The 16905-nt window shown below is 46.4% G+C and carries 17 protein-coding genes; 7 read left to right on the top strand and 10 right to left on the bottom strand.

Translation table 11 applies throughout. The features are described from left to right. Nucleotides 1-20: 20 nt before the first annotated feature. The 5 genes from G3M70_17125 to G3M70_17145 all read left to right on the top strand — a co-directional run bounded on the left by G3M70_17125 (nucleotide 21) and on the right by G3M70_17145 (nucleotide 5520). Entirely contained in the window at nucleotides 21-1505 is a 1485-nt protein-coding gene (locus tag G3M70_17125; GenBank protein ID QPJ63503.1) for a YdiU family protein, read from the top strand. A gap of 56 nt (nucleotides 1506-1561) precedes the next feature. Continuing rightward, nucleotides 1562-1792 carry a hypothetical protein gene (locus tag G3M70_17130; protein QPJ63862.1) on the top strand — a complete coding sequence of 77 codons (231 nt, stop codon included), beginning with the start codon at nucleotides 1562-1564 and terminating at the stop codon, nucleotides 1790-1792. Between the two features lie 25 nt (nucleotides 1793-1817). Beyond that, nucleotides 1818-2855, top strand: coding sequence for a thiamine-phosphate kinase (thiL, locus tag G3M70_17135; protein ID QPJ63504.1), 1038 nt, complete (start codon nucleotides 1818-1820; stop codon nucleotides 2853-2855). Between the two features lie 83 nt (nucleotides 2856-2938). Further along, entirely contained in the window at nucleotides 2939-4237 is a 1299-nt protein-coding gene (locus G3M70_17140; GenBank protein ID QPJ63505.1) for an HlyC/CorC family transporter, read from the top strand. Further along, the gene (locus G3M70_17145) at nucleotides 4237-5520 is read left to right on the top strand and encodes an HlyC/CorC family transporter (protein ID QPJ63506.1); all 1284 of its coding nucleotides are present in this window, start codon (nucleotides 4237-4239) and stop codon (nucleotides 5518-5520) included. The genes G3M70_17140 and G3M70_17145 overlap by 1 nt, the downstream gene beginning before the upstream one ends. On the opposite strand, the gene G3M70_17150 is transcribed toward G3M70_17145, so the two are convergent. After that, nucleotides 5517-6239, bottom strand: a complete 723-nt coding sequence (locus G3M70_17150) for a DnaJ domain-containing protein (protein ID QPJ63507.1) — start codon at nucleotides 6237-6239, stop codon at nucleotides 5517-5519. The genes G3M70_17145 and G3M70_17150 overlap by 4 nt on opposite strands. A gap of 67 nt (nucleotides 6240-6306) precedes the next feature. Between G3M70_17150 and G3M70_17155 the strand changes: the two genes are divergently transcribed. Together G3M70_17155 and G3M70_17160 are read left to right on the top strand one after the other, a co-directional pair. Continuing rightward, complete coding sequence (locus tag G3M70_17155) at nucleotides 6307-6597, top strand: Dabb family protein (protein ID QPJ63508.1); 291 nt, start codon at nucleotides 6307-6309, stop codon at nucleotides 6595-6597. Between the two features lie 265 nt (nucleotides 6598-6862). Then, on the top strand, nucleotides 6863-7597 hold the full coding sequence (locus G3M70_17160; GenBank protein ID QPJ63509.1) for a TraR/DksA family transcriptional regulator: 735 nt from the start codon (nucleotides 6863-6865) through the stop codon (nucleotides 7595-7597). Here the strand turns inward: G3M70_17160 and secA are convergent. The 9 genes from secA to rpsF form a co-directional block, all read right to left on the bottom strand. After that, nucleotides 7585-10218, bottom strand: a complete 2634-nt coding sequence (gene secA, locus G3M70_17165) for a preprotein translocase subunit SecA (protein ID QPJ63510.1) — start codon at nucleotides 10216-10218, stop codon at nucleotides 7585-7587. The two genes, G3M70_17160 and secA, sit on opposite strands and share 13 nt — an antisense overlap. A 354-nt stretch (nucleotides 10219-10572) precedes the next feature. After that, the gene (locus G3M70_17170; GenBank protein QPJ63511.1) at nucleotides 10573-11502 is read right to left on the bottom strand and encodes a M23 family metallopeptidase; all 930 of its coding nucleotides are present in this window, start codon (nucleotides 11500-11502) and stop codon (nucleotides 10573-10575) included. Nucleotides 11503-11656: 154 nt separating this feature from the next. Further along, nucleotides 11657-12556, bottom strand: a complete 900-nt coding sequence (locus G3M70_17175) for a tetratricopeptide repeat protein (protein ID QPJ63512.1) — start codon at nucleotides 12554-12556, stop codon at nucleotides 11657-11659. A 7-nt stretch (nucleotides 12557-12563) separates the two neighbouring features. Beyond that, on the bottom strand, nucleotides 12564-13934 hold the full coding sequence (gene dnaB / locus G3M70_17180) for a replicative DNA helicase (GenBank protein ID QPJ63863.1): 1371 nt from the start codon (nucleotides 13932-13934) through the stop codon (nucleotides 12564-12566). A 159-nt stretch (nucleotides 13935-14093) separates the two neighbouring features. Continuing rightward, nucleotides 14094-14639 (bottom strand): 50S ribosomal protein L9, encoded by a 546-nt coding sequence (locus G3M70_17185; protein QPJ63513.1) that lies wholly within the window; start codon nucleotides 14637-14639, stop codon nucleotides 14094-14096. A gap of 56 nt (nucleotides 14640-14695) precedes the next feature. Continuing rightward, nucleotides 14696-15670, bottom strand: coding sequence for a DUF2232 domain-containing protein (locus tag G3M70_17190; protein ID QPJ63514.1), 975 nt, complete (start codon nucleotides 15668-15670; stop codon nucleotides 14696-14698). A 2-nt stretch (nucleotides 15671-15672) separates the two neighbouring features. Continuing rightward, entirely contained in the window at nucleotides 15673-15909 is a 237-nt protein-coding gene (rpsR, locus tag G3M70_17195; GenBank protein QPJ63515.1) for a 30S ribosomal protein S18, read from the bottom strand. A 30-nt stretch (nucleotides 15910-15939) separates the two neighbouring features. Then, on the bottom strand, nucleotides 15940-16353 hold the full coding sequence (ssb, locus tag G3M70_17200; GenBank protein ID QPJ63516.1) for a single-stranded DNA-binding protein: 414 nt from the start codon (nucleotides 16351-16353) through the stop codon (nucleotides 15940-15942). Between the two features lie 38 nt (nucleotides 16354-16391). Then, nucleotides 16392-16844 (bottom strand): 30S ribosomal protein S6, encoded by a 453-nt coding sequence (gene rpsF, locus G3M70_17205; protein QPJ63517.1) that lies wholly within the window; start codon nucleotides 16842-16844, stop codon nucleotides 16392-16394. Nucleotides 16845-16905: the final 61 nt, after the last annotated feature.

Consider the following 16905-nt stretch of genomic DNA (forward strand, 5'->3'; position numbering starts at 1 on the left):
TTTGCTATCGAGGCATTTATTTGAACGCTTTTAATGAACTGAACTTTAAAAATCGCTTTGTCCAACTGGGTGAGGATTATTTCCAGGCCAAACCACCAGTGCCGGTAAATAGTCCTTACCTGGTTTCCTTTAATCGCGAAGCAGCTGCCTTGATTGACCTGGATCTGTCCAAAATCGAGAAATCGAAACTCGCCGAGTATTTTTCAGGCAACCTGGCACTTTCTGGCGCAACACCTCTGGCTATGGCCTATTCGGGCCATCAGTTTGGTTCCTATAATCCCCAACTGGGAGATGGCCGAGGATTGCTGCTGGGTGAAGTCCAGAATGAGCGAGGAGAGTTCTGGGATATTTACTTGAAGGGCTCAGGACAAACACGATTTTGCCGCGGATTCGATGGGCGGGCCACTTTCCGCTCCTCTATCCGGGAATATCTTTGTCAGGAGGCGATGCATGGCCTTGGCATACGAACCACGCGTTCACTGGCACTGGTGAGTACGGGAGAGCTCATTTACAGACAACATCCGGAACCTGCAGGAATCGTCACCCGGCTGGCAAGAACCCATATACGATTCGGAAGTTTCGAATATTTTTTCAAAACAAATCGTCCGGAACATGTCACCCGTCTTGCCGATCACGTCATCGAACATTATTTCCCGGATATTGCCCGTGAAAATGACCGATACCGGTTGATGTATAGAAAGATAACGGAGAATACCGCCGAAATGATTGCCGGTTGGCAATCGGTGGGCTTTGGGCATGGTGTCATGAATACCGACAACATGACCCTCCTCGGTGAAACATTTGATTACGGGCCCTTCGGCTTTATCGACCGTTTTAATCCGAGGTATGTTTGTAACGCTTCAGACACCCATGGACGCTATGCGTTTAATCAGCAACCGGAAATCGGTCGATGGAATCTGTTTAAACTGGGTGAAACACTGCAACACCTGGTTCCCATTGAGGACTTGCAGGAAGAGCTGAATCGGTTCTCAATACATTTTAATAAAGAATTTCAACGCAGGATGGCTGCGAAGTTGGGGCTGACTATCATAGACTCTGATTTCGAAGAATTGATGAACAACCTGTTCAGGCTATTGGCAGCGCATCAACCAGATTACACCAATTTCTTTCGCAGGCTGGCGTATCATAGGAGCGGAGGAATCGAAGACCTCAGTGCCGCATTCCACCAACGCCCGGAGGATCTGGAAACATGGCTGGCTCAATACGAGCGTTTACTCGACCGTGAAGATATACATCCAGATGAGCAGAAAAAAAGACTGACACAAACCAATCCAAAATTCATTCTGAGAAATTATCTTGCCCAACGGGCCATCGACGCGGCTCTGATGGAGCAGGACTATTCAGAAATTGAACGGCTTCTTACTCTTTTGAAGAACCCATTTTGTGATCCGGACAGAGAAGCATTTTCTGAAAATGACCCGGACCAATATTCCGCTGATACACCTGACGCACAACTTGGAATGCAGGTGAGTTGTTCAGCTTGACCCTACGTTCAATAATTACGGGGCTCAATAACCATTGAAAGGAACCCGATTCCATGATCGTTCTTGAAGGCGAAGTAACCCAGACCAGTGCCCCTCCCAATCAGGCAGACCAGTATCGAACCGTCACAATCTGGGTCGAACAGACAGAAGATGAAATTGAGTTCACGTTTCCTCTGGATGAATTTAAAAAATATGGATTTCAAGAAGGCGACAAATTGTCGATCAAAATAGACAAACAGTTTGATATCGATAGAATGGCTCAGGACCTCTTCAAACAGGGGTCGTGATCCTTCACCCAACCCCGGGACACACGTGACACGAGGAAAAAAGACCAACCTTTCCAAACTCGGCGAATTTGGCCTCATAGACCGTCTGACAGGAAATCTGCCCGGAAACTCAAAAGTGGTGGTCAAGGGTATTGGGGACGACTGCGCTGTATACAAATCCTCAAAAGACCGTTATCAGATCATCACTACCGATGCACTGGTCGAGGATGTTCATTTCACCCTCGCCAATCACCCTCCCCGGCTACTGGGGAGAAAATCCCTGGCGGTCAGCCTGAGTGACATTGCTGCTATGGGTGGCACTCCCCGAACTGCCGTAATATCACTTGGAATCCCAAAATCGCTTCCCCTGGCCTTTCTAGATCGTTTTTATGAAGGTATTCACTCTATTTGTGAAGAATTCAATATTTGCATTGCAGGAGGAGACACGGTCCGCTCTCCAAAAGGATTCTGGGTTTCCCTCACCTTGATTGGGGAAGTCAGGAAAAACCGTTTGTTCGTCCGGTCCGGAGCCAAAGCGGGGCACGCGATCATGGTAACTGGAACTCTAGGGGATTCCGCACTCGGCCTGAAACTTCTCTCCAAGAAAAAGAGCCCTCTCAAGGCCTCAAAGGCGGCTAGAAAATTTCTGGAAACCAGACATCTGGATCCGGTCCCAAGGCTTGAATTTGCCAGAAGCCTGGCTGCCTCTAAAATTCGGGTGTCCTCAATGATCGACATCAGCGATGGGCTTGAGCAGGATCTCGGGCATATTTGCCGTCAATCCAACAAGGGGGCTGACTTGGATCTGACGACCATCCCAGAGTCCAGAGAATTAAAAATTTTATGCAAAAACAATGACTTAGATAACAATCCCTTTTGCTTAACTGGAGGTGAGGACTATGAATTACTATTTACAATACCCGGTGAAGATGTTAAAAAATTAGTTAATATCACTTTGAAAGTCGGTGTGCCTGTAACCAGAATCGGAAGAATGACTTCTGAAAAAGGTGTCATCAGACTTCTTAAGGAAAATGAATCCCCACAAATACGAAAAACCTCTTCCGGTTTCGACCATTTCCGCTGAAGATAATTACAGGTTTAAATTCACAGCCTCTTGCTGGTTGTTAAATAGCAGGCATCGACCCTTCTGGAGTTTTTTGTAAAGCCTTGGACGACTCCATATCAACTCGATTTTTCAGCCTGATCCTACTCTTTGGGCTCTCTGCATTTTTTGCATCCTGTGAAGCTGCGTTCTTTTCACTGAATCAGGCACAGCTTGCCGAATTTAAGGAAAAGCGTGGGCGCAAAGGTTCACTTATTCACTCCCTCCTGCTTAAACCCAAAGAACTTCTCATCACCATTTATATCGGAAATGAGTTGGTCAATATCGCTATTTCTGCCCTGACCACCTCTCTTGCCCTGCATCTCTTCGGGAGTGCTGGTCTGGCGATTGCCATTGGAGTTGGAACGTTCCTGATCCTGCTGTTTGGAGAAATCGTTCCAAAATCACTCTCGCTGGCATTTTCCGAACGCTTTGTGATGATTGCCGCCGGCCCCCTCAACTGGTTTTACAAGCTGGTGCGCCCCATCCAGGAGCGGTTCACGAAAGTTGCGGAGAATATGATCCGGTTGTTTGGTATTGAGCCCTCCCAGTCAAGCCAGACCGCGATATCGGATATGGAGTACAGCACCATGGTGGCCATGGGTGAAGGACACGGTGTGATTGAGGCGCAGGAGAGGGAAATGATCCAGAACGTGATCGAGTTTGGTGAGAAAACGGTCCAGGAAATCATGACCCCCGAAATCGATATGTTCACACTAACGTGTGATGAAAAGATCGAAGACATTCTTCCAAAAATTGTTGCCAACTTTTACGCCAGGGTCCCGGTTTATGAAAAAGACGAGGAAACCCTGGCCGGAATTCTGTTCACAAAAGACCTCAACAGGTTTAAACATCTACCCGTTGAAAAATTTAATCTGAAAAATATTCTTCAACCCGCAATTTTCGTCCCTGAAACCAAGAAGCTGAACGAAATGCTGGAAGAGTTCAAAAAGCTGAAACGGCATCAGGCGGTTGTGTTGGACGAATATGGCAGGATCACAGGGCTCGTAACACTTGAAGATATTCTGGAGGAGCTCGTAGGGGAAATTGACAGTGAAATGCGGCAGGAAGAGTTACCGGTCACCCACATTGGTGAAAACCGCTACCGCTTACACGGCACCTACCCTATCTCGGATTTCAACAGTTACTTTGAATGCATTCTTCCAAACGGGGAAGTGAACAGTATTGGGGGATTCGTATTCGGTCTTTTTGGCAGGGTTCCCCGGTCTGGAGAATATGTCATTTACGATAAATTCAGGTTTGTTGTGGAAAAAATGAAAGGAGCCCGCATTCTTAAACTACAACTCACTATCCTCGCCCCTGAGGAAAAACCTCCACTTCCAACCAATCCGGAAACTGACTGATGGACCTGACAAGCACATTAATCCTGGTAGTCGTCTTCATCCTGATGGAAGCCTTTTTTTCAGGCTGCGAAATCGGTCTGATTTCCATCAACCGGTTCAAGATTCGTCAGGATGCTGAAGAGGGAAATGAAACAGCCCGGCGAGTACAGAATTTGCTTTCATCTCCGGAACGTTTTTTTTCAACCACCTCGGTTGGCACTAACATAGCGGTAGTCAGTTCCACTGCAATTTTTACCGCCTACGCCGTCACACTGACCAAAGACTGGGGTGATCTTGTTGCCGTGGTCATTCTCTCCCCAGTAATTTTGTTTTTAGGTGAAATTGTTCCCAAGATCATTTTCCAGGCAAAAGCGGACACGCTCATACCCCTTTTGATCCACCCCCTGACCTGGTTCACCAGAATATTTGGTCCAGTCACAAATATATTTGCGGGCATTCACACCAAAATGCTTGGATGGTTGTTTAAATCCGAATCAATCAGTCGAAAAAGCCTGGTCAGTCGGGATCAACTGGTACAGGTGGTCAAACCGGAATTTGAAAATGCCGAGCTTGATGCGGTCGAGAAAAAAATGATCCACAGGATTTTCAATCTTGGAGACATCACGGTCGAGCAATGCATGGTACCACTTGTTCAAATGTATGGGATCAGTGATTCGGCCACCCTGTCAGAAGCCAACACAATTGCAAATGAAACGGGGTTTTCGCGACTCCCGGTTTTTCATGAAAGAATATTCAACACCATTGGTATTCTAAACACTTTTGACCTGTTAACCGCTCCATGCGATAACACAAGAATTACCAGTCTGATCCGACCTGCCTACTATGTTCCCCCTAATAAAAAGGCGGATGACCTCCTGAGGGAGTTACAGCAACGCGGGTTGCATATCGCCTGTGTGGTGGACGAATATGGCGGCTGCATCGGCATTGTCACGGTCGAAGACCTGGTCGAGGAAATAGTGGGCGACATCGAAGATGAGTTTGACCAACCTGAGGAAAAAATCGAAACCTACACAGAAGGTGGTTATATAGTTGAAGCGGAAATGGATATTGAGGCAATCAATGAAGCTCTGCAACTGGAACTACCTGAAGGGGAGTATGAAACTATCGGTGGGTTGATTATCGACCGACTGGAACGCATCCCATCGCCCGGCGATCAAGTTGATCTGGGTGAAATAAGGCTGACTGTTCGAGAGTCTGGAAAACGAAAAGTGAATACCGTCATTATCACGCGGATTGAAGCGCATGGCCCATCCATTCCTGCAGAAGAGACTGAATCCTCCTAAAGCCCTCGAGATATTTCAATTTCCTTATAAGCCGCTTGTATTTCCAGAAACCTCAAATGAGCCTCTTCGACATAGGACTCGCCAAGATGCGCAACCCGATCCGGGTGGTTTTCTTTTAAACACGCTCGGTAAGCTTTTTTTATCTCTTCATTCCCTGCTTTTTCATCAACTCCCAAAACTGAATAAGGTGTCTTGAGCTCCCCAAGGGAAAACTTTTTTCTAATGTTCCCGTGCTCTTCATACCCGACATTAAGCCATCCTGCCAATTCATTTAGAGTTTTCTCCGCCTCTTCATTCAACCGGTTTTCAATCAGGAGAATCTGATACCCCAGCGCAAGCAACAACCCCCTGTAATGGGTGGGACTGGCCTCAAGAAACTTTTCTGCTACCGGTTTTAAATGGGGGTTGACTCGCAAAGTCTCTCGAATAACAAAATTAATATGGCCCAACTCACTTGTTTTGTAATCAAGATTCCTGACGAAAAAACGGTAAATAGCTTCAACCTGCCGGGAGGAAATCTGACCCTCCTGTGATGCCAGGCGGGTTAGAATGACAACAACTGAAGTGATAAACAAATCTTCATTTTTTATTCCGGGAAGCCGCTTCTGGACTTTTTTCCTCACCTTTTTGGTAATAAAATGCCCCAAAGCTCCACCGGCTATAGCACCCAGTGGTCCTCCGCGCAAAAACCCTAATCCCGCACCCCATAACAAGGACATCTGCTCATTTCCTTAAAAACAAAAAAAAATAATCATAGCATAACTCATTCAAATCAAGGGGGTTCTAATGGTAAAGCATATTGTCATGTTCAAATTGAAGGAGAAAACACCAGACAACCTGAAGCAGGTAGTCGATGCCTTAAAAGGTATGGAAGGCCGGATTGAAACTTTAAAATATATTGAGGTCGGAGAAAACTTCAAGGAATCCGACCGGGCATTTGATGTGGTGCTCACAACTCACTTTGAAAATGAAGCAGGACTGGATACCTATATCGCCCATCCAGTCCATCAACCGGTGGTCTCCCTCATCAGGTCTCTTTGTGAGAAAATGGCTTCAGCAGACTACCATTGCCCCTAGAAATGAAAACCCTTTTTCGCACAAACTGGACTGAGGGTGGAGTTGATTTACAATTTTCTCCAAGCCTTCAAAATGGTCTTGACATTAACCCGACTAATGTTAACCTTTATTTTGCTTTTAAATCGGCATAGTTATTCTTTTGTTTTTAAACAAGTTTCATTCGTTTTTGGCAATCCTTGGGACGTTCAGACCAACCTGTAAAAAGCAGGGGCATGTTCCTGTTTCGAGCGGGTAATCCAGCAACCTGACGAGTAGGAGTAAAAGGGTGCCTGCGAAATCCAAAAAGAAGACTCAGAAGAAGTCCACGTCTTCCAAGAAAAAAACTAAAAAAGTCGCGAAAAAAACTGCAAAAAAGGCTGTCAAAAAATCCGTAAAAAAGGCGGTTAAAAAGGCAGCCAAAAAGCAGGTGAAAAAAGCCGTAAAAAAAACGGTCAAAAAATCACCTTCTAAAGCTAAAAAAGCAGTTAAAAAGTCCCCTGCGAAAAAGGCGGTTAAAAAGTCAAAGGTCACCAAAGCAAAAACCAAAAAGGTGACGAAAAAGACGACCGCTAAAAAGAAGGTAACGGCCAGGAAAAAATCCCCGGCCAAACCAGCCAAACCAGCCAAACCCAAAAAACTGGACCCAGCTGTCAGGAAGATTCGCGATCAGTTGATTCAGGAACGCAACGAATTGCTGAATATGATTCGCTCCAACCGTGAGGTGGAAAGAAACGTAGGTGAGCTGACTTTCAGTAATGAAATTGACCTGGCTTCCAGTCTGGAAGGAAGGGAAATGGCATTCCAGCTTTCCAGCCGTGAACGCAACGAACTCAAGATGATCGAAGAAGCTCTTCTGAAAATTGAAACAGGAGACTATGGAGTCTGCGTGGATTGCCCGTTTGGGTTGGGACCGAAAGCTATCGGAATCAAGAGACTTCAGATCATGCCGCTGACAACTTTATGCGTCGAATGCCAGGAAGCTGTCGAAACTAATCAGCCAGGCCCCATTCAGCGTCCATGACATTTTTTGTATTTTTTCCCACTACCGCAGGGACAGGGGTCGTTGCGGCCCACCTTTGATTCATCGTTGCGAACAGGCTCTGCCTTTTCAGGCTCGTCCTCCGCACCCCCTCTGTGTTCCACCATCTGTTGCTGTTGCTGCTCCTGCTGTAGTCTTTCCTGTTCCTGGAAATGCTCCAGAGCTTCAAGTGCACTTTTATCAATCTGGGCATGAAATAATGTTTCCAGAATTTTTTCTTTCATGCGGAAGATCATGATGCTGAAAAGATCGAATCCTTCTTTTTTATACTCAATGAGGGGATTCTTCTGTGCATATCCCCTGAGCCCAATACCTTCCTTTAAATGATCCATTGAAAGCAGATGCTCACGCCATAATTTGTCGAGGGTTTCCAACATGATGTGTTTTTCAACACCCCTCAGGCTGGATGGACCAAATACCCGACCCGTATTCACTATTGCTTCAAATATGGGATTGAGTTCAGCCTCCTTACGGTCATAGTGTTCAATGGCCTGTTTATGGATTGATTCTCGTAATTTCTCGGCATTACAGTGCTCTAACTCCAAAACCGGCTGACCTTCTACCTGGATATGTTTGTCGTCTTTTTTCTCAATTGAAATCATCAGGGTTCGATCAAAATAGTCCCGGAGCTGGTCAATATCCCATTCTTCCGGATAGACTTTTTCGTGACAGACTTCGGCCAGCTTTCCATCAATGATTTCCTCTACAAACTCATGTACCATCTCTTTCTGATGGTCACCCGTGAGGATATCTTTTCTCATCGTATAGATAACCTCACGTTGCTTGTTCATGACATCATCGTATTCAAGCAGGTGCTTTCTCATGTCAAAGTTATGGGCTTCAACTTTTCTTTGCGCGTTCTCTACTGCCTTGGAGATAATCTTGTGTTCGATCGGTTGACCATCTTTCAAGCCCAGTTTTGCCATCATCCCTGAGAAGCGATCCGAACCGAATACCCGCATCAGGTCATCTTCCAGAGAAAGGTAAAATCTGGAAGACCCGGGATCACCCTGCCGACCACTACGCCCCCGGAGCTGATTGTCAATCCGTCGACTCTCGTGACGCTCAGTCCCCAGAATGTGAAGGCCCCCAAGTTCCAAAACCCCTTCCCCCAGCTTAATATCGGTTCCGCGGCCCGCCATATTGGTTGCTATCGTAACTGCCCCCTGCACCCCGGCCTGTGCGATGATCTCAGCTTCCTGCGCATGATGTTTCGCATTGAGGACATTATGAGGGACCTTCGCTTTTTTCAGGAGACTGCTGAGCTGCTCCGACCGTTCAATTGAAATGGTCCCTACCAGAACGGGCCTCTTTTGTTCATACATATCGCGGATTTCTTCAATGACTGCTTCATACTTTTCACTTGCGGTACCATAGATCAAGTCGGCATAGTCCGCACGAACCATAGGCATATTGGTTGGAATAACCATCACCTCCAACCCGTAAGTAGAATTAAACTCTTCCGCTTCGGTGTCTGCTGTACCGGTCATCCCGGCGAGTTTCTTGTACATGCGAAAATAATTCTGGAACGTAATTGAGGCCAGGGTCTGGTTTTCATTTTCGATCTGGACCCCTTCTTTGGCTTCCAGTGCCTGGTGCAGTCCATCACTGTAACGCCTACCCGTCTGCATGCGGCCGGTGAACTCATCGATGATAACCACCTTGCCTTCGGTCACAACATAATCGACTTCATTTTTGAACATTGCATGCGCTTTGAGGGCCTGGTTCACGTGGTGCAAAGTTTCAATATTTTCCGGAGCGTAGAGGTTTTCCACCTGCAGCAGGTTTTCCACCAATGCCACACCATCGTCGTTCAACATGGCGGACTTTGATTTTTCATCAATAGTGAAATGCTTTTCCTTTTTTAACTGGGGAATGATTGCGTTCACGGTATAGTATTTATCCGTACTCTCTTCTGCAGGCCCAGAAATAATAAGCGGTGTTCGAGCTTCGTCGATGAGAATACTGTCCACCTCATCCACAATTGCGAAGTTCTGCTCGCGCTGAACGTAGTGCTCAATACTGCTTTTCATGTTGTCTCTAAGGTAATCAAACCCGAATTCATTGTTAGTCCCATAGGTAACATCTGCAGCATAAGCTTGCTGGCGTTCGTCTTCCGGCATATCGCTGTATATAACACCAACGGTCAATCCAAGGAACTTGTATATATTTCCCATCCATTCCGCATCGCGGGAAGCCAGGTATTCATTTACCGTGACTACATGGACACCCTGCCCCGTCAAAGCATTCAGGTAAACAGGAAGAGTCGCCACCAGGGTCTTACCCTCACCCGTTTTCATTTCCGCAATTTTTCCTTCGTGCAAGACTACCCCACCTATCAACTGCACATCGAAGTGACGCATATTAAGGGTTCTGAGTCCTGCTTCACGCACCACTGCAAAAGCCTCCGGAATCAATTCTTCCAGAGTCTCTCCTTTCTGATAGCGTTCTCGAAACTCATCTGTTTTCCCACGCAGTTCAGCGTCGCTCAACTTTTGAGTTTCGGGTTCCAACGCATTAACCTGGTCTACATATACTTGAATCCGTTTTAACTCCCGTTCGTTATGCGTACCGAACACTTTTTTCAATAAACCGAGAACCATGAACTGTTCCTTTAGGAAAATTAAGGATTGTGGATTTTAAAATGCGGGAAATGAAACCCTGAAAGACTTTATCCCTGATGAAGAAAGGCAATCATTCAACAAAATACGAAAAGCTTTCAATAAGCTTCTGGAAACCTTATAGGCAGTGTATCTACAACACCGTTGAAAGATGTGACCTTAATTGTGCCATCCCAGCCTGAAAAGGCAATCTTAAACTTAAGAAGGCTTCAACAAATAGGGATATTAACCTATATAAGAGGTCAGACCAATCAAATCAAGCTGGTACTAAAAAAAGTAAACCAGTTGGGTCAGAACCTCCATATGTATGGAGAGGTTTACCGGAATGGTTGGGGATTAATCGGAGAGGATGTAGTTCTTGGGGTTAACCGGAACACCGTTAAGCAATACTTCATAGTGCAGGTGAGGACCGGTACTTCTTCCGGTATTACCCACCAGTGCAATTGCCTGACCACGACGGACACGGTCTCCAACCTTGACCAGATGTTTGGAGTTATGGCCAAAGCGCGTTACCAATCCATAGCCATGGTCAATTTCAACCATGTTGCCATAACCGTATTGGCGGCCTGCCACAATCACCTTACCTTCTGCAGTGGCATAAACCTTGGACCCCTTACGGGTCGCTATATCGAGCCCTTCGTGCTTTTCAGGCAACCCGGTAAATGGAGATTTACGATACCCGAAACCAGAAGTCACCCAACCCCGTGTTGGCCAGATGGATGGTGTGGATAACAGCAGCGACCGTTGGCTTTTGAAATACTCGTCCAGCTCCTGAAAGCTGATCTGCTGAATCTTGGCCTGGTTGGTCATCATATCCACATTGGCGGAAATCCTGCCTAACATGGACTTGGTTTCGTGTTCCAGAGAAGTTGTGAAGCTTGCAGAGTTGAGACCGTAAGGTCCACCCACACCCCAGTTCTTCTCAGCAACTTCGGTGGAATTTTCCTGTGCTGTTATTACCCGGAGTTTCTTTTCAAAACGTTCAAGACGGGCCATCTCAGATTCGAAGTTTCGGACCTGATGCCCGAACTTTTCAATCTGAATTTTCTGGATTTTACCTTCGCGACGGAGTGAGGCAAGCTCAGATTCACTTTCCTTGTATTTGAAATACTGTTGAGACAGGAATGCGGTGGAACCAATCAAACCCAGTACCAATAATACGACTGAACTTATTGCAGCTTTTATCAGCCTCTTTGATAACTGAATCTTTTTTGGTGCGCTGGTAGTTCCCGGAAAGACAACGATAGTCAGTTCGTCTTTTTTCACCCAACCCCCTTGAATTTTTTAGAATTACCTAATTGATACAGTGTCACGCACGGTAAAAACGGGTGCAGAATATCGCCTAAACCCCTATTTTGTCAAGGGTTATTCGTTTTAAAAAAACCTGGTGATTTGCCTGACAAGCGGTAGCTACTGTAAGTTACTGATTTTTAATTCCTTGTTCAATTTCCTTAATTCGCTCCCTGGCTTGGATATGATCCGGGTTGATTTTTAAAAGCTTCCGATAATGCTCTAACGCCGCATTTTTCTGACCTCTTTCTTCTTCCAGCAAAGCTAGACTAAACAATGCCGAAACCTCTCCAGTGGGATGTTTGATGTCCTGATACACCTTCAACATGGCCGTCATTTGTTCAAAAGTCTTGTTTACATTTCCAGCCCCATAAGCTTTGAAACCCTCCTGACGAAGATAAGCAGCATAAGCCCGACCATACCCCAACGTATTCGCGCGGGACTTTTGCGCTTTGGCAGCCTCGAATTCTTTCAAAAATGTCTCTTCCTTGCCCATTGCCTGATAAGTGCGCAAAAGGTTGCGATATACCAGGAGGTCTCCAGGACTTTTATCAATTGCCGTCTGCAATTTTTTAATAGCATTCTGATAATCATTCTTATCAAAATATAAAACAGCCAGGGTGTTGTAGGCCGGACTGTTCTGTGAATTTTTTTCAATGGCCCGGTTCAAATAAGACTCCGCCTTTTCAGAATTCTTGTTTATAAAACTGGCAAGGCCCAACCCGTATAGGACCGAGGATGAGTCTGGATTCTTTTTTAAATACTCCTCCAGAAATCCGGTAACTTCTTCAATCTTTTTCAAACCCGCTTTTGCTTTTACCAATCCTCGAACCACATAAGGATTTTCAGCACCGGTTTCAAACAGTTTTGAATAGATCGCTTCAGCACCCTCAAACTGTCCCATCTTGAGCAGGGTTTCACCCATCTGCATGGGAGGGAGGGCAAACTCCTGAGTCTCCCCCTGCGCAAAAGTTAGAGAAGACACCATTAGTAGGACAGATATTAGAAATGTCTGAAAGGTTTTAATCAAGGTTTCCTCATATGGTAGGGGGTACGGCATTCTCCTGAAACTCGGGAGCAGCCTGCTCGAAATGACTGAGGTTGTCGAAGCGGGTACTTTCTTTTTGAAAAGCCAGCCTCACATCGCCGATAGGTCCGTTTCTCTGTTTACGAATCAGAATTTCGGCCACGCCAACATCCGGGGACTCCGGATTGTAAACTTCGTCACGATAAATAAACATCACTACATCCGCATCCTGCTCAATGGACCCCGATTCACGCAGGTCTGAAAGCAACGGTCTTTTGTCTGTGCGACTTTCGACTCCACGACTGAGCTGGGACAGCGCAATGATTGGAATATTCAACTCCTTGGCCAACCCCTTGATCCCGCGGGAAATTTCGGAAATCTCCAATTGCCGACTCTCAGTACCAGACCGACCATGCATTAGCTGAAGGTAATCAATGACAATTATCCCCAGATTGTGCTCTGCCATTAAACGTCGGGCCCGAGCACGCAAATCAAGTGTAGAAAGGTCTGCACTGTCGTCAATGAACAAGGGTGCCTCGGAAAGTCGTCCGGCTGCGGCTGTCAAATCGGGCCAACTGGAACTTGGAATAAACCCGGTCCTCAATTTTACCGAGCTCATCCGGGCTTCTGAACAAAGCAACCTGAGGCCAATCTGTTCTTTCGACATTTCCAGGCTGAACAATCCAACCGTCTTGCCTCGCCGTGTGGCAATAAACCTGGCCATATCCAGCGCAAAACTGGTTTTCCCCATACTGGGGCGACCCGCCACGATAATCAGGTCAGAAGGCTGAAACCCGGAGGTCAGTTGATCAAGATCTTTAAAACCTGATTCAAGCCCCGTCACAGTACCCGGGTTTTCGAATAACTTTTCTATCGCATCAAAATTACTTTTGACGATTTCCTTCAGGCTGAAAAAATTGCGTTTGGATTTTCTTTCAGATATTTGGAAGATCGCCTGCTCTGCCCGGTCGAGTATAGTCTCCGCCTCTTCGGAGTCATCGTAACTGTTCGTGACAATTTCAGTCGCCGTCTCGATCAGGTCGCGCAGAATCCTTTTTTCCCGGACGATTTTGGCGTGATGGGCAATCGCTGCTGATGTCGGCACCAGCCCTTCAAGAAAGTCCAGGTAGTCAAGTCCACCTATATCGTCGAGTTCATTTTCCTTGCGCAGGGTTTCAGCAAGGGTCAGCACATCGATTGGCTGAGCGGCCTCAAACAAACGACACATGCAGGCAAATATTTTACGATGGCTGGTTTTGTAAAAATCGCCTTCTTCAAGGATTTCGAGCGTACGTGAAATACCATCCGGGGAAAACAGGCAGGCACCCAGAACATATTGCTCGGCTTCTTCAAGATAAGGCGGAAGTTTTCTTAGGGAAATATCCCCTGAATTTGGGTTGGGCATATACTCTTTATAACACCAAAATTTCCATTAAAAAAGGGAGCAGGAAACCCGGTTAAATGCGGGTTAACGCAACTCCCTTTTATTTCAAACTCATGACATGGATCGACCATCATGACGGGATGGTCTTAAATAATTTTATTCTTCCGTTTCTTTTTCCGCTGTTGTTTCCTCTTCAGGGGCCTCCGTATTGGTTTCGACCTCCTCTGCAGCTTCAGCGGCTGGAGCTTCCGGCTCAGGATCTTCAGACTCAACCACAACTTTAATTTTACCGGTCACTTCCGGGTGCAGTTTCACCGGGACTTCAAATTCTCCGAGTTTTTTGATCGGCTCCGACAACTGAATCCTTCGCCGGTCTATGTTTACTCCCTGGGCACGCAAAAAGTCTCCAATTTCCTGGCTGGTCACCGATCCAAATAGCTTGCCCTGTTCGCCTACTTTCTTTTTTACGGTACAGGTCAGAGCAGCAATTTTATCTGCCACTTCCTGCGCCCCTGCCTGCAACTTCTTCAGGCGTTTCATAACCACCATCTTTTGATGAGTATAGGCTTTGACATTCTTCGGTGTGGCGTGAAGAGCTTTTCCTCTCGGGATCAGAAAATTTCGTGCGAAACCGTCTTTCACATCCACTTCATCACCAACAGAACCAACGTGTTCTACATCCTCTTTCAACAAAACCTTCATAACCTATTCCTTTCCAGCCCGTTATGCGGGGTTGTTTCCTGGTTTTACTTTAAAGTTTAATCTTCGTAATCTTCTGGCTCATCCTGCGCCGGAATGACCGGCTTTCTTATTTTCCTGAAATCGACCCAGGTATCAAACAATCCCAACCCTATGGCCAGCCCTATCATCGGCGGTTGCGTCAGTACCAGGAGGAAAACTATCCCGGACACAACGACGTGGGCTTTTTTAGCCTTCAAAATGGACAGGGCGATTGCCAGTCCCTGAAAATAGTACAAGGTCAGAACAATTATGAATATGTTCAGACCAACCCACTTTATTGCCCCATCTCCAAGAAACAGGGTTCCAAAAGAGAGGATAAATCCCCAGACTATCTGGTCTGGCAAAATCCAGTTTGCTGGCTCCGAATCCTGGAAATACGTGGCTGGGTAGAACTTCAACCAAAGCGACCGGACCAACAGGTAGTTTAATGTTGCCGTTAACATGGCCCCGACTACCAGAATCGCAACGGGAGCCCTTGAAATAGCAGAGACGTAATACTGAGTCGCTTCCTTCATCAGGGCCATTTCTTCAGCAGATGCGCCCGACTCCTTAAAAGCTTTCAGGGAATCTTCTGCTATGACCTTTAGCTTCCCCTGCAAAAACTCTACAGGCGAATGCCCTTCGCCGGTCAAGGTAATCCAAATCAAAATCCCGGATAGAAGGGCTGCTGAAAGAGCCGCCACAGCAATTGTTTTATCCGGCGGCAAATTAAACCGGATGCCCTCTGCCAGAAAAACCACCACGATAGCATAGGCAACAGCAAATCCCATCGCTGCATTCAGGCCGGCGGTCAAACTCAACACCACCAGAACCGCCCCAAGGGCAAACATTCCGGCGGACTTTCCATGCTGAAGGTAAAGCAACACCAACGGTGCTGGCATCAGCAGGCTCAACATCAGCCCCAGGCTGGGCGCAATCAGCGACCCGAGCATGATGAACATGAACAGGCCAAACGGTAAGAATACCGTGACCGGGTTTGGTGCTTCGGGCAAGGCTAGTATTCGACCGAAAACGGCAACAGCGCGATATTTCGAGCCCTCTTTACGGCTTCGGTCAGCTGACGCTGGTGCCCTGCGCAGTTTCCTGAAATCCTGGAGGGAACAATTTTGCCCCGCTCGGAAATCAGAGGCTTGAGAAGCTTGATGTCGTGAAAGTCAATGTACTGAATCTTCTCAGCGCAAAACCGGCAAATTTTTTGTGTAAAAAAACCTCTTTTTTTTCCTGTAGCCATTTAACTGTCCTAGCGAAAATTATGAAACGGTTAAAAAGGGATGTCGTCTTTGGGTGGGGCGCCCTCGCCCATTCCGCCTCCTCCACCATCCATATCCATGGAGGGTTTTCCGGAGCCGGATTTACCAAGAAATTGAACTACATTGGCCACCACTTCCAGTTTGTTTCTTTTTTGACCATCCTGAGCTTCCCAGGATTGGAAATTTAATCGGCCCTCAATAAAAACACCGCTGCCTTTATTAAGATACTCGGTGCAGTTTTCCGCTGTCCTTCCCCAGACTGTGATATCGACAAAACACACGTCCTCTTTCCACTCATCACCGCTTTTGTATTTACGGTTTACTGCAAGACCAAAGCTTGCAACTGCCGCACCACTTGCGGTGAAACGTAATTCAGGATCACGAGTCAAATTCCCCATTAAAAGAACTTTGTTGTAACTTGCCATATTATTTAGTTGGGTTCAGGATGGTCGGTAAAGGATACTCAGGCTGAGGCCGGTGATTCCTCTTTTTTCTCTGGTTCTTTTTTCTCTTGTTCTTTGTTCTCTGGTTCTTTTTTATCAGAACTCTCTCCGGCTTTCTCTGTGCCTTCGCCACTGGCTTCTTCGGCCGCGGTTTCTTCAATCGGTTTCAAAAGGCGATCAAGATCTTTTTCTTCAAGCCGGATGACCATGTATTTGATAACCAGGTCATACAACTGAAGTTCCTTTTCAAAGTCTGCAATCCGACTGGGGTCGCAGGTATGAAACCAGTTGAGGTAATAACCAAATTTATTTTTTTTGATTCGGTAGGCCAGGCGTTTTTTACCCCACTTTTCAAGTCGGGTGTCTTTACCATCACACTTCTCAAGAAGCTCGTTTAGTTTTTCAACAGCCTGGTCGACATGACCTTCATCAAGGTCTGGCTTTAAAATAATTACGGTTTGATAATGACGCAAAGGAATCTCCTCTCGGGTTGAAGCCCTGACCACCGTGAGTCAGAGCGAGGGGTGGGTTTGA

Source organism: Candidatus Nitronauta litoralis, from assembly GCA_015698285.1.
In the GTDB taxonomy this organism is placed as follows: Bacteria; Nitrospinota; Nitrospinia; order Nitrospinales; family Nitrospinaceae; genus Nitronauta; species Nitronauta litoralis.